At 73.7% G+C, this 20245-nt stretch carries 20 protein-coding genes; 3 read left to right on the top strand and 17 right to left on the bottom strand.

Annotation, left to right across the window (positions count from 1 at the left end):
- Nucleotides 1–82: 82 nt before the first annotated feature.
- The 8 genes from AC1DWH_RS02400 to AC1DWH_RS02435 all read right to left on the bottom strand — a co-directional run bounded on the left by AC1DWH_RS02400 (nucleotide 83) and on the right by AC1DWH_RS02435 (nucleotide 7899).
- Nucleotides 83–1027, bottom strand: a complete 945-nt coding sequence (locus tag AC1DWH_RS02400) for an alpha/beta hydrolase (RefSeq protein WP_477092315.1) — start codon at nucleotides 1025–1027, stop codon at nucleotides 83–85.
- Nucleotides 1027–2271, bottom strand: coding sequence for a glycoside hydrolase family 1 protein (locus tag AC1DWH_RS02405; RefSeq protein ID WP_477092316.1), 1245 nt, complete (start codon nucleotides 2269–2271; stop codon nucleotides 1027–1029). The genes AC1DWH_RS02400 and AC1DWH_RS02405 overlap by 1 nt, the downstream gene beginning before the upstream one ends.
- Nucleotides 2268–3491, bottom strand: coding sequence for a multidrug effflux MFS transporter (locus AC1DWH_RS02410; protein ID WP_477092317.1), 1224 nt, complete (start codon nucleotides 3489–3491; stop codon nucleotides 2268–2270). Before AC1DWH_RS02410 ends, AC1DWH_RS02405 begins: the two co-directional genes overlap by 4 nt.
- Complete coding sequence (locus AC1DWH_RS02415; protein ID WP_456843720.1) at nucleotides 3488–3910, bottom strand: VOC family protein; 423 nt, start codon at nucleotides 3908–3910, stop codon at nucleotides 3488–3490. Before AC1DWH_RS02415 ends, AC1DWH_RS02410 begins: the two co-directional genes overlap by 4 nt.
- Nucleotides 3903–5276, bottom strand: coding sequence for an FAD-binding oxidoreductase (locus tag AC1DWH_RS02420; RefSeq protein WP_477092318.1), 1374 nt, complete (start codon nucleotides 5274–5276; stop codon nucleotides 3903–3905). The genes AC1DWH_RS02415 and AC1DWH_RS02420 overlap by 8 nt, the downstream gene beginning before the upstream one ends.
- Nucleotides 5273–6043 (bottom strand): SDR family NAD(P)-dependent oxidoreductase, encoded by a 771-nt coding sequence (locus AC1DWH_RS02425; protein ID WP_477092319.1) that lies wholly within the window; start codon nucleotides 6041–6043, stop codon nucleotides 5273–5275. The genes AC1DWH_RS02420 and AC1DWH_RS02425 overlap by 4 nt, the downstream gene beginning before the upstream one ends.
- The gene (locus tag AC1DWH_RS02430; RefSeq protein WP_477092320.1) at nucleotides 6040–7281 is read right to left on the bottom strand and encodes an FAD-dependent oxidoreductase; all 1242 of its coding nucleotides are present in this window, start codon (nucleotides 7279–7281) and stop codon (nucleotides 6040–6042) included. Before AC1DWH_RS02430 ends, AC1DWH_RS02425 begins: the two co-directional genes overlap by 4 nt.
- Nucleotides 7282–7374: 93 nt before the next feature.
- Nucleotides 7375–7899 (bottom strand): VOC family protein, encoded by a 525-nt coding sequence (locus AC1DWH_RS02435; RefSeq protein ID WP_477092321.1) that lies wholly within the window; start codon nucleotides 7897–7899, stop codon nucleotides 7375–7377.
- A 51-nt stretch (nucleotides 7900–7950) separates the two neighbouring features.
- On the opposite strand from AC1DWH_RS02435, the gene AC1DWH_RS02440 reads away from it, so the two are divergent.
- The gene (locus AC1DWH_RS02440; protein ID WP_477092322.1) at nucleotides 7951–8580 is read left to right on the top strand and encodes an MBL fold metallo-hydrolase; all 630 of its coding nucleotides are present in this window, start codon (nucleotides 7951–7953) and stop codon (nucleotides 8578–8580) included.
- On the opposite strand, the gene AC1DWH_RS02445 is transcribed toward AC1DWH_RS02440, so the two are convergent.
- The 9 genes from AC1DWH_RS02445 to AC1DWH_RS02485 all read right to left on the bottom strand — a co-directional run bounded on the left by AC1DWH_RS02445 (nucleotide 8555) and on the right by AC1DWH_RS02485 (nucleotide 18639).
- A complete protein-coding gene (locus AC1DWH_RS02445) occupies nucleotides 8555–11185 on the bottom strand; it encodes a family 78 glycoside hydrolase catalytic domain (RefSeq protein ID WP_477092323.1) in 2631 nt (876 codons plus the stop codon). The genes AC1DWH_RS02440 and AC1DWH_RS02445 overlap by 26 nt on opposite strands.
- Nucleotide 11186: 1 nt before the next feature.
- The gene (locus AC1DWH_RS02450) at nucleotides 11187–11966 is read right to left on the bottom strand and encodes an ATP-binding cassette domain-containing protein (protein ID WP_456843713.1); all 780 of its coding nucleotides are present in this window, start codon (nucleotides 11964–11966) and stop codon (nucleotides 11187–11189) included.
- Nucleotides 11967–11971: 5 nt separating this feature from the next.
- On the bottom strand, nucleotides 11972–13069 hold the full coding sequence (locus AC1DWH_RS02455; protein WP_456843712.1) for an ABC transporter permease: 1098 nt from the start codon (nucleotides 13067–13069) through the stop codon (nucleotides 11972–11974).
- Between the two features lie 28 nt (nucleotides 13070–13097).
- Complete coding sequence (locus tag AC1DWH_RS02460) at nucleotides 13098–14105, bottom strand: sugar ABC transporter substrate-binding protein (protein WP_477092324.1); 1008 nt, start codon at nucleotides 14103–14105, stop codon at nucleotides 13098–13100.
- Between the two features lie 135 nt (nucleotides 14106–14240).
- A complete protein-coding gene (locus AC1DWH_RS02465; RefSeq protein WP_477092325.1) occupies nucleotides 14241–15119 on the bottom strand; it encodes a flavodoxin family protein in 879 nt (292 codons plus the stop codon).
- A gap of 20 nt (nucleotides 15120–15139) precedes the next feature.
- Complete coding sequence (locus tag AC1DWH_RS02470; protein ID WP_477092326.1) at nucleotides 15140–16072, bottom strand: ketopantoate reductase family protein; 933 nt, start codon at nucleotides 16070–16072, stop codon at nucleotides 15140–15142.
- Nucleotides 16069–17046, bottom strand: a complete 978-nt coding sequence (locus tag AC1DWH_RS02475; RefSeq protein ID WP_477092327.1) for a GlcG/HbpS family heme-binding protein — start codon at nucleotides 17044–17046, stop codon at nucleotides 16069–16071. Before AC1DWH_RS02475 ends, AC1DWH_RS02470 begins: the two co-directional genes overlap by 4 nt.
- The gene (locus AC1DWH_RS02480; RefSeq protein WP_456843707.1) at nucleotides 17043–17837 is read right to left on the bottom strand and encodes an SDR family NAD(P)-dependent oxidoreductase; all 795 of its coding nucleotides are present in this window, start codon (nucleotides 17835–17837) and stop codon (nucleotides 17043–17045) included. Before AC1DWH_RS02480 ends, AC1DWH_RS02475 begins: the two co-directional genes overlap by 4 nt.
- A gap of 43 nt (nucleotides 17838–17880) precedes the next feature.
- The gene (locus tag AC1DWH_RS02485; RefSeq protein WP_477092328.1) at nucleotides 17881–18639 is read right to left on the bottom strand and encodes an SDR family NAD(P)-dependent oxidoreductase; all 759 of its coding nucleotides are present in this window, start codon (nucleotides 18637–18639) and stop codon (nucleotides 17881–17883) included.
- Between the two features lie 144 nt (nucleotides 18640–18783).
- Between AC1DWH_RS02485 and AC1DWH_RS02490 the strand changes: the two genes are divergently transcribed.
- Nucleotides 18784–19614 (top strand): IclR family transcriptional regulator, encoded by an 831-nt coding sequence (locus AC1DWH_RS02490; RefSeq protein ID WP_477092329.1) that lies wholly within the window; start codon nucleotides 18784–18786, stop codon nucleotides 19612–19614.
- Nucleotides 19611–20180, top strand: a complete 570-nt coding sequence (locus tag AC1DWH_RS02495) for a carboxymuconolactone decarboxylase family protein (RefSeq protein WP_477092330.1) — start codon at nucleotides 19611–19613, stop codon at nucleotides 20178–20180. The genes AC1DWH_RS02490 and AC1DWH_RS02495 overlap by 4 nt, the downstream gene beginning before the upstream one ends.
- Nucleotides 20181–20245: the final 65 nt, after the last annotated feature.

Genomic DNA, 20245 nt, shown 5'->3' on the forward strand with positions numbered 1-20245 from the left:
TCCCTCTCGAGCATGCGACCGAGGGGCGGCGGTGCGAAGGTCCGGCTGCGTCAAGAACGGGGGTCGGACCGTCAGGGTGTCGTCAAGAGGCGCGCTGCAGCAGCTCGCTCATCGCCTCCAGGGTCGCGGTCGCGGCGGGCAGGCCCGCGACGTTGAGGTGGCCGTGCGGGGCGCCCGCGACGTCGTCCTCGACGACGGTCACGCCGCTCGACCGCAGGTCGGCCAGGAGCCGCTCCCCGGACGGCCTCAGGTCGTCGTACTCGCACACCGAGACGAGCGTCGGCGGGAGTCCGTCGAGCCGGCCGAGGCCGGGGAACGCGTACGGGACCGTCGACGGGTTCGACCCGAGGTAGTTCTGGTTGAGCCACCGGGTCGACTCCGCCGTGAAGCGCAGGACGGACGGCATCGAGGCCATCTGCTCCTGCTGCTCGGGCGTCCCGAAGGGCACCGGGTCGTGCGCCACCGGGTAGGCGAGCAGGACGGCCGCAGCGTCCGGGCCGTCCTCGTCGCGCAGGCGCTGCGCGACCCCGAGCGCCAGGTTGGCGCCGGCGCTCGCGCCGCCGATGGCCCACCGCGACCCCGCCGGCGCCGGGCCCGCTGCCGACGCGGCCCACACGAACGCCGCGTGCACGTCGTCGTGCGGCACCGGGAAGTGCACGCCGCCGTTGCACAGCCGGTAGTCCACCGAGACGACCGTCGCGCCCGTGCGGGCTGCCAGCTCGCGCGCCACGACGTCGGCCTCGGGCATGTCCAGGTGGCCGGTGACGAACGCGCCGCCGTGCATCCAGACCACGCCGAGCGGCTCGGCCGGCCGGTCGACGGGCCGGTAGACGCGGACGTGGACCGGACCGTGCGGGCCCGGGACCTCGAGCTCCTCGACGTCGGCAGGCGGAGCCGTGTAGTCGCCGACGGGCGCGAAGAAGCGGTCCATGCGCGCGATGTCCTCGGGGGCCGGGGGCGCGCCGCCGAGGTCGGACAGTCCCTCGAGCAGCGGGAGGCGGGCGGCGAGCTCGGCGTTGAGGGGCATCAGACCTCCAGGGTGTTCGCGCGGGCGATGGACGCGTAGACGCCGGCGCTCGGCTTAGGTGTGCGGACGAAGGTCTCGCGGTCGACGGAATGGAGCCCCAGCTGCTGGCCGTAGCCGAAGATCCACTCGAAGTTGTCCATCAGCGTCCAGTGCGTGTAGCCCAGGATCGGGACGCCGTCCTCGATCGCGTCCAGCAGACCCGCGAGCGAGGGAGCGATGAAGGCCGCGCGGAACGCGTCGTCGCGGGTGGACATGCCGTGCTCGGTGACCAGGACCGGGACGCCCGCCACCTCGTAGGCGTAGCGCACCGAGCCGGCCAGCGAGAGGGGCTCGATCGCCGAGCCCATGTCGTTGGTCGGCGTGCCCTCGGGGAGCGGCGCGCGGCCGCTCGCGTCGTAGACGACCCGCTCGTAGTTCTGCACGCCGACGAAGTCGTCGTCGCGGGCCAGCTCGAGCCACCGCGCGTACACCTCGGCGCGCTTGCGGTCGCGGACGGAGGCGTCGTCGCCGGCCACCACGTCGTCGACGATCGCGATGCTCAGCCCGACCGGGAGGTCGTGGCGGTGCGCCTTGATGGCCTCCCGTGCCGCGCGGTGACCCGCCGCCATGCCGTCGGCCATGGCGTCCATCTCATCGGGGACCATCACGTTGCCCAGCCGGTAGCGCGGGACGCCTGCGGCCGCGCTCGCGGCGGCCAGGGTGGCTCGCTCCAGCTCCCGGACGACCTCGGGCAGCCCGATCCACGTGAGCAGACGGGCGAGGTTCGGCTCGTTCATGGTCACCGCGTACGCGATGCGGTCCCCGAACGCGGCCATCACGGCGTCGCAGTAGCGCGCGAACAGCGCGGGCGCCTCGGGGTTGAGCCAGCCACCGGCGGCGGCGAACCAGTGCGGCGAGGTGAAGTGGTTGAACGTCACCACGGGGGCCAGACCGAGCTCGAGGCAGCGGTCGACGATGGCCTCGTAGTGGGCGAGCGCGCCGTCGTCGACCTCCCCCTCGACGGGCTCGACCCGCGCCCACTCCACCGAGAACCGGTAGGCGTTCAGGCCCATGCCCGCGACCAGGTCGAGGTCCTCGCGCCACAGCTCGTAGCCGTTGCAGGCCTTGCCGGACGGCTCACGGAACACGGTGGGGCTGACGTTCTCGGCGAACCACGTGTCGCTCGTCGTGTTGTCGCCCTCGTTCTGGTGGCCGGCGCTCGCCACCCCCCAGACGAAGCCGTCGGGGAACTCTCGCGCGGTCATGTGGTCCTCCTCGTGTCGGACGGGTACGGGTCGACGGGATCCGGCGTCGGACGCCGGAGCAGGTGCAAGAGCAGGGGGCCGGCCAGCGCGCTGACGGCGACGACGGCGACGAGCGACCACGGCGAGCCGCCCGCACCGGCCAGCGGGGCGGCGACGGCGCCGACGGTGAACTGGCAGATGCCCAGGACGCCCGACGCGGAGCCGGCGCGACCGGTGGCAGCCGCCATCCCCAGCGTCGTGGCGGCCGGGATCACCAGGCCCAGGCTGGCCACCGCGAGGAACAGGCCGGTCATGACGAGCGGCAGGCTGTGCAGGCCGACGCCCACGCCGAGCACGACCGCGCCCGCGCCGGAGGTCAGGTGCCCGCTCGTGAGCAGCCGGGACGAGCCGGACCTACCGACCAGGTGCCGGCTGAGGTTCGACGCGACGAAGATGCCGACGGCGTTCAGGGCGAACACGAGGCTGTACTGCTGCGGCGACAGCCCGAAGGAGTCCTGCAGCACGAACGACGACGCGCCGATGTAGCCGAAGAGGATCCCGCCGAACGCCGCGGTCGCCGCGAGGTAGGCGAGGAACGTGCGGATCCGCAGCACCGACCCGAGCCCGGCGACGACCGCGCCCAGGTGCGGCGGGATCCGGCGCTCGCGGGGCAGCGTCTCGGGCAGGGCGCGCCAGCTGACGGCCGTGAGGACGGTGGCCGCGACGGCCAGCACGACGAACATGCCCCGCCACGTCATCACGTGCGCCAGGAGGCCACCCGCGACCGGCGCGACGACCGGCGCGATCGCCGTGACGGCGCTCAGCGTGGCGAACGCCTTGGCGGCGGCAGCCCCCGGGTACGCGTCCGCGACGACCGCGCGCGTGACCACCAGGCACGCGGCCGTCGCCAGTCCCGCGAGCACCCGCAGCCCGAGCAGCACGCCGATCGACGGCGCCAGCGCGCTGAGCAGGTGCGCGACGGCGTACCCCAGCCCGCCGAGCAGCAGCGGGACCCGACGGCCGACGGCATCGCTCAGCGGCCCGATGACCACCTGGCCGACCGCGATGCCGACCAGGACCGCGGAGACCGTCGCCGCCGCCGCCGCGCTGGTGGTGCCCAGGTCCGTCCCCAGCTGCGGCAGGACGGGGAGGTAGACGTCGGTGGTGAAGACCACGAGGGACGTGAACGCGGCGAGCAGCGGGACCAGGTGCCGCGGCACGACCACCGCCGGGGACGTCACGCGGCGCCGCCCGACCGGTCGAGCAGCTCGACGAGGTTGCCCTCCGGGTCCGCGACGAACGCCATGCGGACCCCGGGCTCGGGCGACTGCTGCGGCGCCATCACCGCCCGGGCACCGAGCGCGAGCAGCCGGTCGTACGTCGCGTCCAGCGGCACGACGTCGAACGCGAGGTGCCCGAAGCCCTGCGTGAGCGCCGCCTGCCCGGGGTCGGCGGCCCGCAGGCCCGGGCGCGACCCGGAGCGGTGCAGGAGCTCGAGCCGGCCGCCGTCCGTCGGGTGCACCAGCATGACGATGTCCAGGTCGACGGCGTCGACGCGCGCCTCCAGCTCCGTCGCGTAGCCGAACGCGGCGCAGTACCAGGCCTGCGCCGCCGCCAGGTCGGCGACGTTGAGACCGACGTGGTCGAGTCGCTCAGGCACGGGCGTTCAGCCCGGCCCGGTCGGCCGTGAGGTAGGAGGCGATGCGCCCGTCGGGGTCGTGCTCGGCGCGGACCGCCTCGAGCCGCGCGAAGTTCTCGGGCGTGAGGAACCGGTCCTGGCGGCGCGTGAAGTCGGTGTCGCCGAGGTACACGCCCACGCCGCCCTGGCGGGCGATCGCGGCCGTCTGCTCGTGCACCCGGGTGCGGTACCGCTCGTCGTCGGCCTCGTCCGTGTAGATCAGGTACGTCGCCACGTACACCTGGCCCTCGACCGAGAACGCCATGTCCGGCAGGGGTCGCGTCGGGGCCCAGCCGTACCAGATCGAGAACGAGTGCTCGGTGTCCAGCCCGCGCCAGACGTCGAGCAGCAGCGGGGCCAGCACGTCCGCGGGGGCGTCGGTCCACGCGCAGTCGACCGCGTAGCGGTGGCCCTCCGGGTTCTGGCCCGTCTGCGCGACGCTCTCGTCGGCCACCGACGTGGGACCCGTGACGTGGCCGAGCTCGCGCCCGAGCACCGGGCACTCCCCCAGCGCCGCGAGCAGCGCGAGCGCCTCCTCGTCCGAGTCCGCCATGCACGTGGTGTGCAGCAGCAGGAGCGTGCCCCCGGGGTGCGGCACGCCGTCGTACAGCGGCACGTCCGGCAGCCGGGTGGCGGCCATGACCGGTTCGACGCGTCGATCGAGCCCGGGGAGCACCGCGTGCAGCCAGTGCACGACCGCCTCCGCGTCGTCCAGCCGGAACGTCCAGGTGTCCTGCCACATCACGGGCGGCTCGGGGTAGGTCTGCAGGTGGAACCGGGTCACGATGCCGGGGAAGCCCGGGCCGGCCCCGCGGGCCGCCCAGTACAGGTCCACGTTCTGGTCGGCGTCGGCGCGGACCAGCGATCCGTCGGCCGTGACGACGTCGACGGCGACGATCCCCTCGCACGCCCAGCCCCGCGCCCGACCGTTCCAGCCCTGCCCGCCCTGCAGGAGGAACCCGCCGATGCCGACGGTCGCGCAGTGGCCCACGGGGAACGCGCGGCCGCGCTCGGCCAGGAACGGCGCCAGCTCGAGCGCGCCCGTGGTGGCGGGGCCGGCCGAGACCACGCCGCTGCCCTCGTCGTACGAGATCGACCGCAGCGCACCGAGGTCGACCAGCAGCACGTCGTCGCGCACGCTCCACGCCGCCCACGAGTGGCCGCCCGAGCGCACGCTGACCCCCCAGCCGCGGTCGATCGCCAGCCGCACGCCCGCGACGACGTCGTCCTCGTCCAGGGCCTCGAGGATGGCCGCGGGGTACCGGTCGGGGCGGCGCGCGTTGAACACCCGCCCGACCCGCGCCTCCTCGTACCCCTCCTCGCCCCGCAGGACGAGCCGGCCCCTCATCCGACGACCGCCGCACCGCCGTCGACCGGGATGTTCGCCCCGGAGACGTGCGACGACTCGTCGCTCGCTAGGAACAGCACGGCGTTCGCCACGTCCTCCGGCTGACCCCACCGGCGCAGCGGCACCCGGGACAGGATCTGCTCGGCAGGCCCGTCGGGGTCACGCAGCATCGCGTCGGTCTGCGGGGTCTGCGTCATCGCCGGGCTGACCGCGTTGACGCGGATGCCGTGCGGACCTCCCTCGACGACCAGGTGCGAGGTCAGGGCCAGCACCCCGCCCTTCGCGGCGCCGTGCGCGTTCTGCGGCTCGAACCACGCGCCGCGCGACCCGCTGATCGAGCCGATGTTGACGATCGACCCGCCCCCGCGGGCGACCAGGTGCGGCCAGGCCGCCCGGGTCACCAAGAAGACGATGTCGAGCTCGTTGCGCATGGTGAACGACCAGTCGGCGTACGTGAGCCGGTCGATCGCGCCGAACCGGATCGCCGACGCGTTGTTGACCAGCACGTCGACGCCTCCGGCCAGCGCGACGGCCTGCTCGACCCACGCTCGCGCGCCGTCCTCGGTGGCCAGGTCGACCGGCGCGACCGCGTCCATCCGGCCGCCGGCCGCCCTCACCAGGTCGACCGTCTCCTGCGACGGCCCGGGGTTCAGGTCGCACCCGACCACGTGGGCGCCCTCCCGCGCGCAGAGCAGCGCCGTGGCCCGGCCGATGCCGCCGCCCGTGCCCGTGACGAGGACGACCCGGCCTGCCAGCCGCCCCGTCACCCCGCCTGCCGATCCCCGGTCGTCTCCGCCAGCGCGCCGCCGCCGAAGTTCTTGTCGTGCTCCACGGTCATGCGCAGGATCGGGTACGCGGTCGCGCGCATCGTCGCCTCGTAGGCGCCGATCGCGTCGGTGAGCTCCGCCTCGCCGCGGGCGACCCGGTCCAGCTGGTCGACGAGCAGGGCGGCGTCGTTCAGCGCGAGGTTGGCGCCCATGCCGAGGGTCGGGAGCATGCCGTGCGCCGCGTCGCCGATGATCGTCACGCGCGACGGCTCCCAGCTCTCGGCCGGCTCGAGGAAGCCGAACGGGATCGCGAACATGGACGCCGGGTCCATGTTCGCGACGAGCGCCGCCGCCGCAGGGTGCCACCCGTCGATGGCGGCGAGCATGGAGTCGCGCAGGTCGAGCGCCGTCTGCTCGGTCCACTCGCCGGCCGGCGGCACGTCCGTGCCGGGGGCGAGACTGCAGCTCACCATCGCGTAGGCGGGCACAGGGTCGAGCGAGATGTCCGGGGTGAGCTCGTCGGCAGCCTCGTCGGCGGGCTGCCGCGGCCGGAAGTTGGCGACGAGCAGGCGGGACCCCTTACGGTCCACGGCGATGAGGACGCCCTGGTCGAGGATGTTCGGCAGGACCGCGTCGAGCTCCGGCGTGAGCAGCGTCCGGCCGTAGACCCCGATGCCGCGGATGCCCGTCGGGATGACCGGGACCTCGGGCAGGAGCTGGCGGCGGACCGCGGAGCGGATGCCGTCGGCGCCGACCAGCACGTCGCCCCGCGCGGTGCTGCCGTCGGCGAGCGTCACCGTGACGCCGTCGGCGTCCTCGACGTACGACACCACGGGCGCACCCGTGCGCATCGAGTCCCCGAGGCGGCCGGACAGGATCTGCCGCAGCGTCCGACGGTGCACGCCCGTGTGCGGGACGGGCCCGTCGTTGGGCGGCCCCATGTGCGGCTGGGAGCTCAGCTCGTTCAGCTGGTTGTCCAGCACGATCGACTCGGGCCGGTCGTAGCTGCGGCGCGAGGTCTGCTGGTAGAGCGCGTACAGGTCGTCGGGCAGGCACCGGTGCAGGGCCTCGCCGCCGATCGCGTTGAAGTGCAGGTAGTAGCCCTGCTTGCGGTCGAGGTCGGCGTCCCGCTCGAACACCTCGACGGTGTGGCCGGACTTGCGCAGTCCCTGGGCGGTGGCGAGGCCGGCGAGGCCACCACCGGCGATGAGGACGTGCAACGGTCGGGGATCGGTCACGGCGGCACTCCCTTGTGCAAGGCGACACTTTCGTCCTGTGAAAGCGACTTTCGCATCAAGGATATAGCGCGTCCGGCCAGGAATCCAGCACCCTCAGCCCTGCATCGGCCGGCGGGTGTCGCGACCGTCCCAGCCTGCCGCGAGAGCCGTCAGTCGACCGTGCATCCCGAGGATCGGCGCGCCGGCGCGGTGCACCTCGACCGGGTGCGGGAACAGCGCCCCGCCGTCGTGCCACGCGACGGACACCGCCCCCGAGCTCGCCGTGTGGATCAGCCGGCAGCCCTGCTCCTCCAGCCGCGCCGACTCCGCCTCGAGGTCGTCGACCACCCAGCTGACGTGCCCCAGGCCTGGCGAGCCCAGGCCGTAGGCCGCGGCCAGCCACGGGTCGACCGCGTGCACGACGGCGAGCTCCAGCACGACCGGGCCCCAGGAGGCGAACGCCGCCGAGTGGTCGAAGTAGGCGGGGTCGGCCACCGCCGTCCCGTCCGCCAGGGTGAACGTCTCGAAGCGGACGTGCTCGTGGACCAGGAAGGGGCCGACGCCGAGCGTGCGGACCGCGCGGTCGATCCCCTCGTCGAGATCCTCGACCCAGTACCCGAGGTGATGCAGCGGACTCACGGCGTCTCCCGTTCTGTGGAAGTCATGTTCTGAGAGTGAGAGCATGGGGCCATGCAGCTCACCCACCTCGGCCACGCCTGCCTGCTCGTCGAGACCGACGGGGCCCGGCTCCTGCTCGACCCGGGCACCATGTCGACCTTCGAGGACCTGCGCGACCTCGATGCCGTGCTGGTGACCCACCAGCACCCGGACCACGTCGACGCCGGCCGCCTGGGTGCGCTGCTCGCGGCGAACCCGGGAGCCACGCTCGTCGTCGACGCCGACACCGAGGCGGCCGTGTCGGGCCTCGCGGCCACCGTTGTCGTCGCCCGGCCCGGCGACCGCCTGACGTTCGGCGGCTCGGTGGTCGAGGTGCTGGGCGACCTGCACGCACCCGTGTACGCCGACGTGCCGGGGTGCACCAACGCGGCGTACCTCGTCGACGACGGCGCCCTCCTGCACCCGGGCGACTCGTTCGTGCTGCCGGGCCGGGCCGTCGACGTGCTCGCCGTGGCGATCGACGGCCCGTGGCTCAAGCTGGCCGAGGCCGTCGAGTACGTCCGGGCGGTCGCCCCGCGGGTGGCCGTGCCGATCCACGAGGGCGAGACGACGGACCCCGGCAAGTACGCCGGCATGCTCGCCGCGTTCAGCCCCGAGGGAGTCGTGCGGCGGCTCGTCACGGGCGAGGCCACGACCCTGTGACCCGCCGGTGGTGCGGGCCCGGCCCGACCTCCTCGGTCGACCCGTCGGGCAGCACCACCTGCGCGGACGTCCCCGGCGGCACCTGCACGTCGAGCTCGAAGGCGTCGTCGTCGATCCGCCAGGCCACCTCGATCGGGCCGAACGGGCTGTCGTGCCGCAGCGTCGCCCAGGTCAGCCCGCCGCCGGGCAGCGGCCGGACCTGGAACGTGCGGTAGCCCGGCGCGGTCGGCTGCAGGCCGGCGACGTGCCGGTGCAGGAACGACGCCACCGCGCCCTTGCTGTAGTGGTTCAGGGAGCCGTGGGCGTCCCCGTGCTGGTCGACGCCGTCCCAGCGCTCCCAGACGGTCGTCGCGCCGCGGTCGATCATGGTCAGCCACGAGGGCTCGGTGTCCTGGAGCAGCAGCGCGTACGCGGTGTCGACGCGGCCGGCCTCGGCGAGGGTCGGCAGCAGGAGCCCGGTCGACAGGAACCCCGTGCCCAGGTGGCCGCCGGCCTCGGCGACGAGCCCCACCAACCCGTCGGCGACGGCCGGGCGCAGCCCGTCGGGCACCAGGTCGAACGCCAGCGCCCGCACGTGCGAGGCCTGCGTCTGCACCCGCAACGTCCCGTCCGGTCGGACGAACTCCGCCTGCCAGGCGGCTCGGGCCCCGTCCGCGACCCTGCGATACCGGGCGACGTCCTCGCCCAGGAGCTCGCCGATGCGGACCATCGTCGCGGCGGAGCGGTGCAGGTACGCGGTCGCCACCTCGGACTTGTCGGCGCCGACGAACGCCCGGAAGTCACCGACCTCGACGCCGGGCTCGAGCCACTCGCCCCAGTGGAAGCCGGTGTCCCACAGGAACTCCTCGTGCGGCGCCGCATCCGGGCGCCGGGCCGCACGGTCGGGGTGTCGTCCACCTGAGGCGCCGCGGATCGCGAAGTCCAGCCAGCGCGAGGCGGCGGTCCACGACTCGCGGAGCAGGGAGATGTCGCCGTAGGCCTGGTAGAGGTCCCACGGCGTGGCCACGACGACGTCGCCCCAGCCCGCGGAGCCGTTGAGGAACCCGATCGGGCCGTCGAAACCCTCGGCGGGCGGGCACGGCGACATGTTCGCCACGCACCCGTCGGCGCGCTGGTCGAGCGCGACGTCCCGCAGCCACCTCCGGCTGAACCCGAGCACGTCGAACAGCACCGCGGCCGTCGGCGCGAAGACCTGCCAGTCCCCGGTCCAGCCGGCGCGCTCGCGCTGCGGGCAGTCCGTCGGGATGTCGCACACGTTGCCGCGCAGCGACCACACGACCGCGTCGTGCAGGCGCTGCACCCGGTCGTCGCTGCAGGCGAACCAGCCCGTGCGGCGCAGGTCGGAGTGCACGACCACGCCGGTGACGTCGTCGGGCGTCAGGGTCCGCGGATGGCCGTCGACCCGGACGTAGCGGAACCCGTGGGTGGTGAACCGCGGCTCGAACACGTCCCCGGGCGTGCCGGCCGAGGTCACCGAGTCGACCTGACCGAGCGGCAGCGGCTCCGGGAGCATCGGGAGGTCGACGTCGAGGTGGGCGGTCGTGAGGTCGGGGGTGTGGTCGACGTGCTCGCCGTGCCGCAGCACGAGCATGGTCCCCGCCGGCCCGAGATCCGTGACCCGCGTCCACCCGTTGATGTTCTGGCCCAGGTCGACCAGCGACGCGCCGTCGGCGAGCCGGGTGACCGCGACGGGTCGGAGCTCCTGCGTCCGGCGCACGGGCGGCGCGACCGCGCCGACCACCACGACGTCGACGTCACGGACGACCGCCGCGGTCCAGCCGGGCAGCTCGACCGCGGTGTGCACGGCCGCGTCGACCAGACCGCGGTCCTCGCGCTGGCCCCCGATGAGGTCCGCGGCCAGCACGTGCGACGGTCCCGTGCGCCAGTGCTCCCCCGTGGCCGCAACCGTGGTCCACGCTCCGCCGTCCAGGACCTCGACCTGCAGCCGCAGGGCCGTGTCGGTGCCGAACTCGTCGGCGGCGCGCGGCGCGCCCACCTGACCGCGGAACCAGCCGTCGGCGAGCAGCACCGCGACGGCGTTCGGCCCGGGTCGCAGGAGGTGCGTGACGTCGAAGGACTGCCGCTGGACCCGTCGCGCGTACTGCGTGTAGCCCGGGGCCAGCTCGACGTCTCCCACGCGCGCACCGTTGAGGAACACCTCGTACAGGCCGAGCGCGGTGACGTGCAGGCGGGCGTCCGAGGGCTCCAGCTCGACCACGGTGCGCAGCCACACGGCCGGCCGCGAGGCCTTCGGCGCGGGCGTCGGCTCGTCGGCCCCGATCCACCGGGCGGACCAGTCGGCCTCGGCGAGCAGACCGCTCTCGAGCAGGACCGGTTCGCTCCAGTCGCTCTCCCCCAGGTCCGTCCGCACCTGGACGCGGGCGTGACAGCTGCGCCGCGACCGGTCGAACACGGGGACCTCGACGTACGACTGGCGGTCCGACCCGACGACCCCCGAGTCGTACCCGTCGTCGGTGACCACCCGGTAGGCGCCCTGCCGGGTGGCCCCCTGCGGGAGCCACCACGACAGCGCCGGGCGGTCGCCCACCCCGAGGGCGTCGCCGCCGACGACGTCGACCCGGACGGCCCGGGGAGCGGCGGGCACGTCAGACGAACATCGAGGCGCGGGCCCCGGTGATCCACCCGACGAGCTGGTCGTTGTCCGTCTCGGCCGTGGGGAGGTCTGCCACCTTGCGGCCGCGGTTGAGCACCGCGATCCGGTGGCACACCGACGTCGCCAGCGGGAGGTTGTGGGTGACCAGGACGATCGCGATCCCCTGGTCCGCCATCCGCCGGATGAGCGCCTCCACCACCTGCGTCTGCTCGTAGCCGAGGGCGGCCGTGGGCTCGTCGAGCAGCAGGATGCCGTTCTGCTCGCCGGACACGCGCGTGGCGCTGCGGGCCAGGGCGACGACCTGGCGCTGACCGCCGGAGAGCATCTCGACCGGGCGGGTCATCGCCGCCGTCCGGACGCCCAGGCGGTCGAGCTCGGCCTCGGACCGGCGACGCTGCGCCTTGTGGTCCACGAAGCCGATCGTGCCCAGCAGACCCTTGCGGAGGATCTCGCGGCCGATGTTGAGGTTCGTCGCGATGTCCAGCGGCTCCACCAGGGCGAGGTCCTGGTAGACCATCTGGATCCCGGCCCGCGTGGCATCGCTGGGCGCGTGGAACTCGACCTCGGTGCCGTGCACCCGGAGCGTGCCGCCCGAGGGCCGGTGCGCTCCGGACATCACCTTGAGCAGCGACGACTTGCCGGCTCCGTTGTCGCCGAGCAGGCCGACGACCTCGCCCTGCCCCACCCGGAAGTCGATCGAGTCGAGGGCCCGGACGTAGCCGTAGTGCATGTCGACGGCCTCGAGCTCGAGTGCCGGTGTCTGGTCGGTCATGGCGTTCACCGCGTTCCCGTGTGGACGGATGCCTGCGCCGTGGCCATGAGCCGGCGCGAGACCGTCATGGAGATCCAGCGCTCGAGGGCGAGCGAGCCGAGCAGCAGCAGGCCGGTGACGCCCGTCGCCCAGTACGGCTGCACGCCCTTGATGGTCAGGCCGTTGGAGATCGTCGCGAGCACCAGCGCGCCGACGAGGACGCGGGGCAGGCTGCCCCGGCCGCCGACGAGCGAGACGCCGGCGAGGGCGACGGCCGTCAGCGCCGTGAAGATGATGCCCGGGCTGGCCGAGGGGCTGGCCTCGGTGACCGTGGCCGCGGTGACAAGGCCACCGAGGGCCGCGCAGCCGCTGCTGATCATGAACGCCAGCACGCGGTACCGGTTGCTGTGGATGCCGGACCGGCGCACGGCCTCGGCGCTGCCGCCGACCGCCATCAGCCGGATGCCGTCCCGGGTCCGGGTCAGGAAGACGGTGCCGACCAGGAACAGCACGGCGACGATCCAGACCGGCGCCGGCACGCCCAGGTAGCGCTGGGTGCCCATGAAGTCGAGGGCGTCGAGCCCGGGGATCGTGTAGCCGCCTGCGATGATGGCGGCGGCCGCGGACGTCAACGAGAGCGTCGCGATGGTCACGATGATCGGGTTGAAGCCGCGCAGCGAGACGAGCCCGTTGAGCAGACCCACCAGCGGCCCCACGGCCAGACCGGCCACGAGGGCGAGCCAGACCGGCGCGCCGTTGATCATCAGCCAGCCCGTCAGGCAGCTGGCCAGTGCGGCGACGCCCGGGATCGAGAGGTCGAGCGCCCCGCAGATGATCCCGACCGCCACGCCCGCCGCGAAGATCGCGCTGATGGCCGCCGCGTTGGCGATGAGGATCGCGTTGTTCAGGCTCGCGAAGTAGGGGCTGCACCAGAAGCTGAACGCGACGATCAGCAACCCCCACAGCACGAAGATGCCGCGGTCCCGCAGGAAGATCAGGCCGCGCACCCCCGCGCTGTCGCCGACGGGCGACGGTGCGGGTGCGGGCGGGGCAGGCTGTGCCGGCACGGTGGCCCCCGGCTCGTCGGGGGCCACCTGGCCGTGCGCCTCGGTGGGCAGGCTCATCGTCACGTCTCTTCCCTCACGCGTCCGGTCAGCTGCCGGCCGTGATGACCTTCTGCGGAACCGTGAGCATCGGGCCGACGGCGGTCGGGTCCTTCTGCATCTCGACCAGCGTGTCGAACGACTGGGTCATGTCGTCGCCGAACTGCAGGGCGACGGATGCGTAGATCGTGCCGTCCTTGACCAGGCCGAGGACCTCGTCGTTGCCGCCGAACTCGACGATGCAGGGCAGCTCCTTGCCCGCCGCCTTGAAGGCGCCGATGGCGCCGAGCGCGCCCTCGTCGTTCGTCGCGGCGACCGCGTTGGCGTCGGGCTGGCCCTGCAGGATGTTGCCGACGTCGGTCTGCGACGCGGCGCGGTCCGAGATCGTCCAGCTCTGCACGATCTTCGCGTCCGGAGCGGTCTTGGCGAGCGCGTCCTTGAACGCCTTGTCGGACTCCTCCTTGCCGGCCGTGCCGGCCGCCGACTCGCCGTACAGGACGTTCGCGGTCCCGCCCATCTTCTCGTTGATGCACTTGCCCAGCTGCTCGCCGACGGCCGTGCCGCCCGCCGCGTAGTCGATGGTGTCGAACGAGATGCCCGCCTGCGGGCCGTCGAAGCCGTAGTCGGCCGGCACGCCGTTGATCAGCACCGGGATGCCGCTCGACTGCGCCTTCTTGAGCACGTCGCTCATCGACTTGGGGGCGATCGCGATGATCCACGCCGCGCCTGCGCGGCCGGAGTCGAGCACCTCGGTGACCTGCTGGACCTGCTTGGTCGGGTCGAGGCTCGGGTCCTGGACGATGACCTCCCAGCCCTGCGACTTCCCGTACCCGGTCACGCCCTCGGACAGCCCCTTCATCGCGGGGACCTGCAGGCCGATGGGCGAGAACGCGAGGGTCTGCGGCAGCGAGGAGGCGGCCGAGCTGCCGTCCGTGGACCCGGACGTCGCGGCCGTGTCGTCGCTGCCGGAGCCGCTGCACGCGGCCAGCAGGCCGACAGCGGTGGCGAGCGCGAGGCCCGACATGGTGCGTGTGTAGTGCCGGCGGGACAAGCTCACGGGGATCTCCTTTGATGTCCGCGGTGTTATATCGCTCTCACATCGTGAAAGTGACTTTCCAACTAGCGACAACGGTAGTTCGGCGACCGCGCGTTGTCTACGTCCCGCGCGGTCGTGACTCAACTGTGACCGCGCTCAGGCGTCCGGACGGGTGACGGGGAACGCCGCGTAGGCCCGCGCGCGCTCGTCGATCAGGTCCCGCTGGGCCGCGTGCCGCTGCGCGGTCTCGACGATCTCGACGTAGTGCGCCCGCTTCTCCTCCAGGGAGATCACCGACGTCGTGAGGTCGGTCCACTCCACGGCGAAGTCCTCCCCGAGCCGACCCCTGGCCCCGCACGTCGCGCACTCGACGTCCCTCCCGGCGAGCACGACGACGTCGAGCCGGCACATCGGGCACGCTCCCGGCGGACCGAGGTACTCCGCCGCCTGCCAGTCGCGGCCCAGCTGGCTCGCGACGTGGCGGCCCAGGTCGGCGGCCCGGAGGACCGCGTCGGGGTCGAGCACCACCGACTGCGGCGTCCCGGCACCCTCGACCACCATCTGGTCGACGACCTTGATGTGCATCGAGAAGGCCAGCGTGTGCATGACCGGCAGCGCGAGCGCCTTCCACTGCGACGTCAGCGATCCCCCGCACGCGATGAACCCGGCGACGCGCGGCTTGAGCACGCGCTCGTCGACGCGGAACGGGACGTCCGGTCCCTCCCCCGCACGCCGGGCGGCGAGGATGCCCTCGATGATCGCGGCGTCGGCGTTGGGCCCCAGCAGCAGGTCCGCCAGAACCTTGAGGCGACCGGGCACGGTCCGGCTGATGATCGGCGCGCTGACGATCCACCCGTCGCACGCGACGAGCCGCTCCCAGAACCAGTCGGCGGCGTCGGGGGCGTCCAGGTCGCCGAGCCGCACCAGCTCCACGGACGCACCGTCGGCCTGGGCGGCGCGCAACGCCTCGATCAGCAGGATCTCGGCGCTTCCCCCCGGCACCCCGCTGGACAGTCCGAGCACTCGACCAGACATGGCGGTGGTCCTTCCGGGGATCAGTGCGGCGAGTCGACCGTCCACGAGCTCTCGAGCCCGTGGACCAGCGCGACCATGGCGTCGTGCAGAGGCGTCGCGACGCCCACCCGTGCGCCCTCGAGCGCGATGCCGCCGTTGAGGACGTCGACCTCGGTCGCCCGGTGGGCCAGGACGTCCTGCAGCATCGACGGCTTGTGCCAGAACGCCTCGTCGATCGCCTCCCGCACCGACTCGGCCGGCTCCCGGAGCAGCACGATCCCGGCGGCCGCGCACACCGCGAGGGCCTCGTCGATCAGGGCGTCGACCTGGGCACGCAGGCCGGGGTCGGTGCAGACCTGCCCCACGGTCAGCCCGGTGAGGGCCGCGAGCGGGCTGGTGGCGGCGTTGAAGACGACCTTCGTCCACTGCGGGCCGCGCGCGTCGGCCAGCGCGTGGGTGCGCAGGCCGCCCTCCGTCAGGAGAGCGGCGAGGCGCTCGATCTCGCCGGCGGTGGCGGGGCTCGGCTCGAACGGGCCGAACCACGAGTCGCCGGGGGCGTCGTACCGCACGGTCCCCGGCGCCGTGACTGCTCCGGCGGTGATGATGCTGCCGCGCACGACCCTGGGCAGGACCTCCGCGACGACCTCCTCGTTCCCGATCCCGTTCTGCACGCTCACCACCGCGGCATCGCGGAGCGCGTGCCGCGCTGCCTCGACGGCGGCCCGGGTGTGCAACGACTTGGTGGCGACGATCCCGAACGCGCAGTCCGGCAGCCGGGCGGCGTCGGTCACCGCGCGCACCGGCGCGACGAAGTCGGCGTTGCCAGTGACCCGCAGCCCGTCGCGCTCGATGGCCGCGACGTGCTCGGCCCAGGGATCGACGGCCCAGACCTCGACGTCCGGGACCCGGGCCAGGTGGGCCGCGTAGAGGCTGCCGATGGCACCGCAGCCGAGGACGGCGACGCGCACGGTCACCGGGCCGCCACCTCGGCGGCGATCTCTGCGCACGTCACCGGGTCCGCGCCGCCCACGCCGAGCGCGCCGACGACGCGCCCGTCCACCACGAGCGGTACTCCGCCGGGTGCCGCGAGGAACGGCGAGGGCGACAGCGTGCCCAGCGCGTTCGCGGCGGGTCCGAAGTCCGTCGGCAGCTCGCCGCTGGGCCGCCCGAAGCGCGCGGCGGCCGACGCGGTGGCGAGCGCGACGTCGACGCCGCCGGCGACCGCGTCGTCCATCCGGTCCTGCTGCACGGGGTCCCCGCCGCGGTCGACGACGGCGACGGACACGAGCACCCCGCGCGCCCGGGCGCGATCCATCACGGCGTCGCAGAGGGCGAGTGCCCAGGTCAGCTCGTCCTGGGCGCTCGCGCGGGGCGCGTCCTTCATCCCGAGGCTGGCCTCGGGCAGCACCACGAGGTCCCCGAACCGGGCCTCCCACCTCGCGCGGTCGTCGCCGTGCTGCCCGACGTAGCGGCCCGTGCCGAGCGCGTAGGCGATGAGCAGGTCCTCGGGGTTGGCGGGATCGCCGTCGGCGCTCACCACCTCGGGCGCCACGCCGGTGGGCAGGAACGGGCTGACCGTCGCGCCGGACGCGGCGACCCCGCCGACGACGACGTCGTCGCGGAGCACGGGCATGCCCCCGGCCCCGGGGAACACGGCCTCGGGCGAGGCGGCCACGAAGCCGGTCGAGATCGGTGCCGGCAGGTGCGTCATGCGCTGGAGGTGCTCGGCGCTCGGGATCTGCTGGGTGGCCGAGATCCACGCCTTGGACCGGGCCCGCGCCATGCCGCCGGGGCCGCCGTGGTCGAGTCGCGACGCCGTGACCAGCGCGCCGCTGGCCCCGACCACCGCGATGCCACCCCGCAGGCCGAGCTGCTCGGCCTTGTCGACCGCGCGCTGCACCAGCGCGCGCGCCTCGGCGAGCGGGAGGTCGCGCGGGTGGGTGCTCACGCGCCGACCATGTTGTAGCCGCCGTCGGCGACCATGTAGGTCCCGGTGATGTGCGCCGCGTCGTCGGTGGCGAGGAACAGGGCCGCCCCCGCGATCTCGGCCGGCCCGGGGATGTGCCCCATCGGCGTCAGCGACCGCAGCTGGTCGCCGCGGCCCGACTGCCAGTCCTTGCGGCCCAGCGTCGCCTCGGTCTCCATGAACCCGGGCGCGAAGATGTTGACGCGCACGGTCGGCGCGAACGCGTGGGCGTAGGACTTGGTGGCGCCGAGGAGCCCGTACTTGGCCGCCGCGTACTGCGGGGCACGCGCGCTGCCGCGGACGATGACGGTCGAGCCGATGTTGACGATGCTGCCGTGCCCCTGGTCGAGCATCCGCTGCCCGAACTCGTGGATGCACGCCATGGTGCCCTTGATGTCGACGGCGAGGACGTGGTCGATCGACTCCTCGGTGATGTCGCGCCACGACATCTGCTCGCGCGCGACGTCGCCCACGTTGTTGATCAGCACGTCGACCTGGCCGAGCGCCTCGAACGCGGCGTCGGCCATCGCGGCGACCTGCGCCCACTCCACGATGTCGGCCTGGAGCAGGACGGCCTCGGCGCCCTCGGCGCGCACGCGTGCCGCGGTGGCCTCCGCGCCGGCGGCGGAGCTGCGGTAGTGGATGCCCACGGCGCGGGCGCCCTCCTGGGCGGCGCGGACCGCGATCTCGGCGCCGAAGCCGGTGCCGGCTCCGGTGACGACGACGGTGCGGCCCTCGAAGCGCCGCGGGACGGGGAGGGGAGCGAGAGGCACGGCGGTGTGTCCTTTGCGTTCGAACGGATCGGTCGGGTGGCGGTCAGACCAGCGTGCGGCCGCCGTCGATGTAGAGGCACTGCCCGGTGATGAACTCGGCCCGCTCGGAAAGCAGGAACGTCACAGCGTCGGCGACCTCCTCGGGGCGGCCCAGGCGGCGCGCCGGGACGAGCGACTCGAGCTCCTCGCGGTGCCCGTCGCGTGCGAGGTAGGTCCGCGTCAGGTCGGTCTCGACGTACCCGGGACCGACCGCGTTCACGCTGACGCCGTAGGGCGCCCACTCGCGGGCCATCACGCGCATCAGCTGGTTGATGCCGCCCTTGGTCGCCGCGTACGGCGCGTGGTTGGCGTGGGCCAGGAGCGCCGAGACGGAGGAGACGAAGACCATGCGGCCCGTCCCTGCCGCCACCATGCGCCGGCCGACCTCCTGGCCGAGCCACCACGCGGTGGACAGGTTCAGGGTGAGGATCGACTGCCAGTCGTCGTCCGCGAGCTCCAGCACGGGCCGGCGGTCGTTGCGCCCGACGGCGTGCAGGAACAGCTGCGGCGTCCCGACGAGCTGCGCGGCCTCCTCGACCACGGCGCGGGACGACTCGGGGGTGGCCACGTCGGCCTGCACCGTGACGACCTCGACCCCCTGGTCCTTCGCGGCCCGCGCGACGGACTCCAGGGCGTTCCCGTCCCGGTCCGCCACGACGACCCGCGCGCCCTGCACGGCGAGGCTCACCGCGCTCGCCCCGCCGAGGCCACCCGCGCCGACGACGAGAGCGGGCCTGCCCCCTAGACCCAGCCATTCCCCCATGGACTCCGGTGTCCCTTCACTCTCGCATCATGAAAGTCGCTTTCGGATAGGCTACGGTAGACACCGCGAGCCTGTCCAGGCGTCGCAGAGCGTTCCCCCTAGGCTGACGCCGACGAGCCGGGACGACGAGCACGGAGGACATGGATGCCCCCCAAGAACAAGGTCGCCACCGCAGCCGACCCGTCCGACGCCGGGACGGCCGAGAAGCGCGAGTACCGCGTCGAGGCCCTGGCGAAGGGGCTGCGGATCCTCAGCCTGTTCGACGAGCAGCGGCCCGCCTGGCGGGTCACGGACCTCGCGACGGCCGCGGGCCTGCCGATGCCGACCGTGTACCGCGTGGTCCAGACCCTCGCCTCCGAGGGCTACCTCGACCACCTGCCCAACGGCGACTACCGGCCCGGCGTGCGCACCCTGACCCTCGGGTCCGCGGCGCTGCGCAGCCTCGACCTCGTCGGCGTCGCGACCCCCAAGCTGCAGCACCTGGGCGAGAGCACGGGCGAGACGGTCAACCTCGCGGTGCTCTCCGGGGACCACGTCCTCTACCTCGTGCGGCTGCGCAACTCCGACCTCGTCACCGCGAACATCCAGGTGGGCTCGACGCTGCCGGCCGTGACGACGTCGATCGGCAAGCTCCTGCTCGCCCACCTCGACGAGGACGACCTGGCCTCGCGGATCACCCCGGAGTCGTTCGCGGCGCAGCACGGCCCGAACGCGAAGGTGTCGCTGGACGAGCTGCGGGCCGAGCTCGAGCAGATCCGGCAGCAGGGCTGGGCGATGCAGGACGAGGAGCTGGCGTACGGCCTGCGCTCGGTCGCCGGTCCCGTCACCGGCGCCGGCGGGCGCGTCGTCGCGGGCGTCAACCTGGCGGTCCAGGCGCGCGACTGGTCGACGCAGCGCATCGTGCGCGAGCTGCGGCCGACGCTGCTGGACACCTGCGCGGAGATCTCCGCGCTGCTGTCCGGCGGCCACGCGTGACCCGCGCCCCGCGTCTCGACCCGGCGTCGCTCGACGAGGCGCAGCGCGCCGTGTACGACGCCGTCACCGGGGGCCCGCGCGCCCAGGGACCGGCCCTCTTCCGCCTGGTCGACGACGACGGTGCGCTCGAGGGCCCGTTCAACGCCTTCCTCCTGCAGCCCGGCGTCGGCATGGCGCTGCAGGAGCTCGGCGCGGCCGTGCGGTACCGGACGACGTTCTCGGACCGGGCCCGGGAGATCGCCATCCTCGTGGTCGCCGTGCACCGCGACTCGGACTTCGAGTGGTACGCCCACGAGGCCGTCGGGCGCCACGCGGGCCTGACCGACGCCGAGCTCGAGGCCCTGCGCGAGCACGACTACGACGTCCTGACGACGGAGGCGGAGCGCGTCGTCGCCCGCACCACCCACCTGCTCCTGACCGCCGGCGACCTCGACGACGAGGCGTTCGCGCAGGCCAGGGACGTGCTCGGCCTCCCCCAGCTGTTCGAGCTGCTCACGCTCGTCGGCTACTACGACACGCTGTCGCTGCAGCTGCGCGTGCTGCGCGTCGCCGCTCCCCCGCACTGACCGCCGCGTCGCTTGACACGCGGACCGCCGCGTCATCAGAATTGTGAAACTAACTTTCGTAGAGT

It is taken from the genome of Cellulomonas sp. P2_F12, assembly GCF_056403775.1.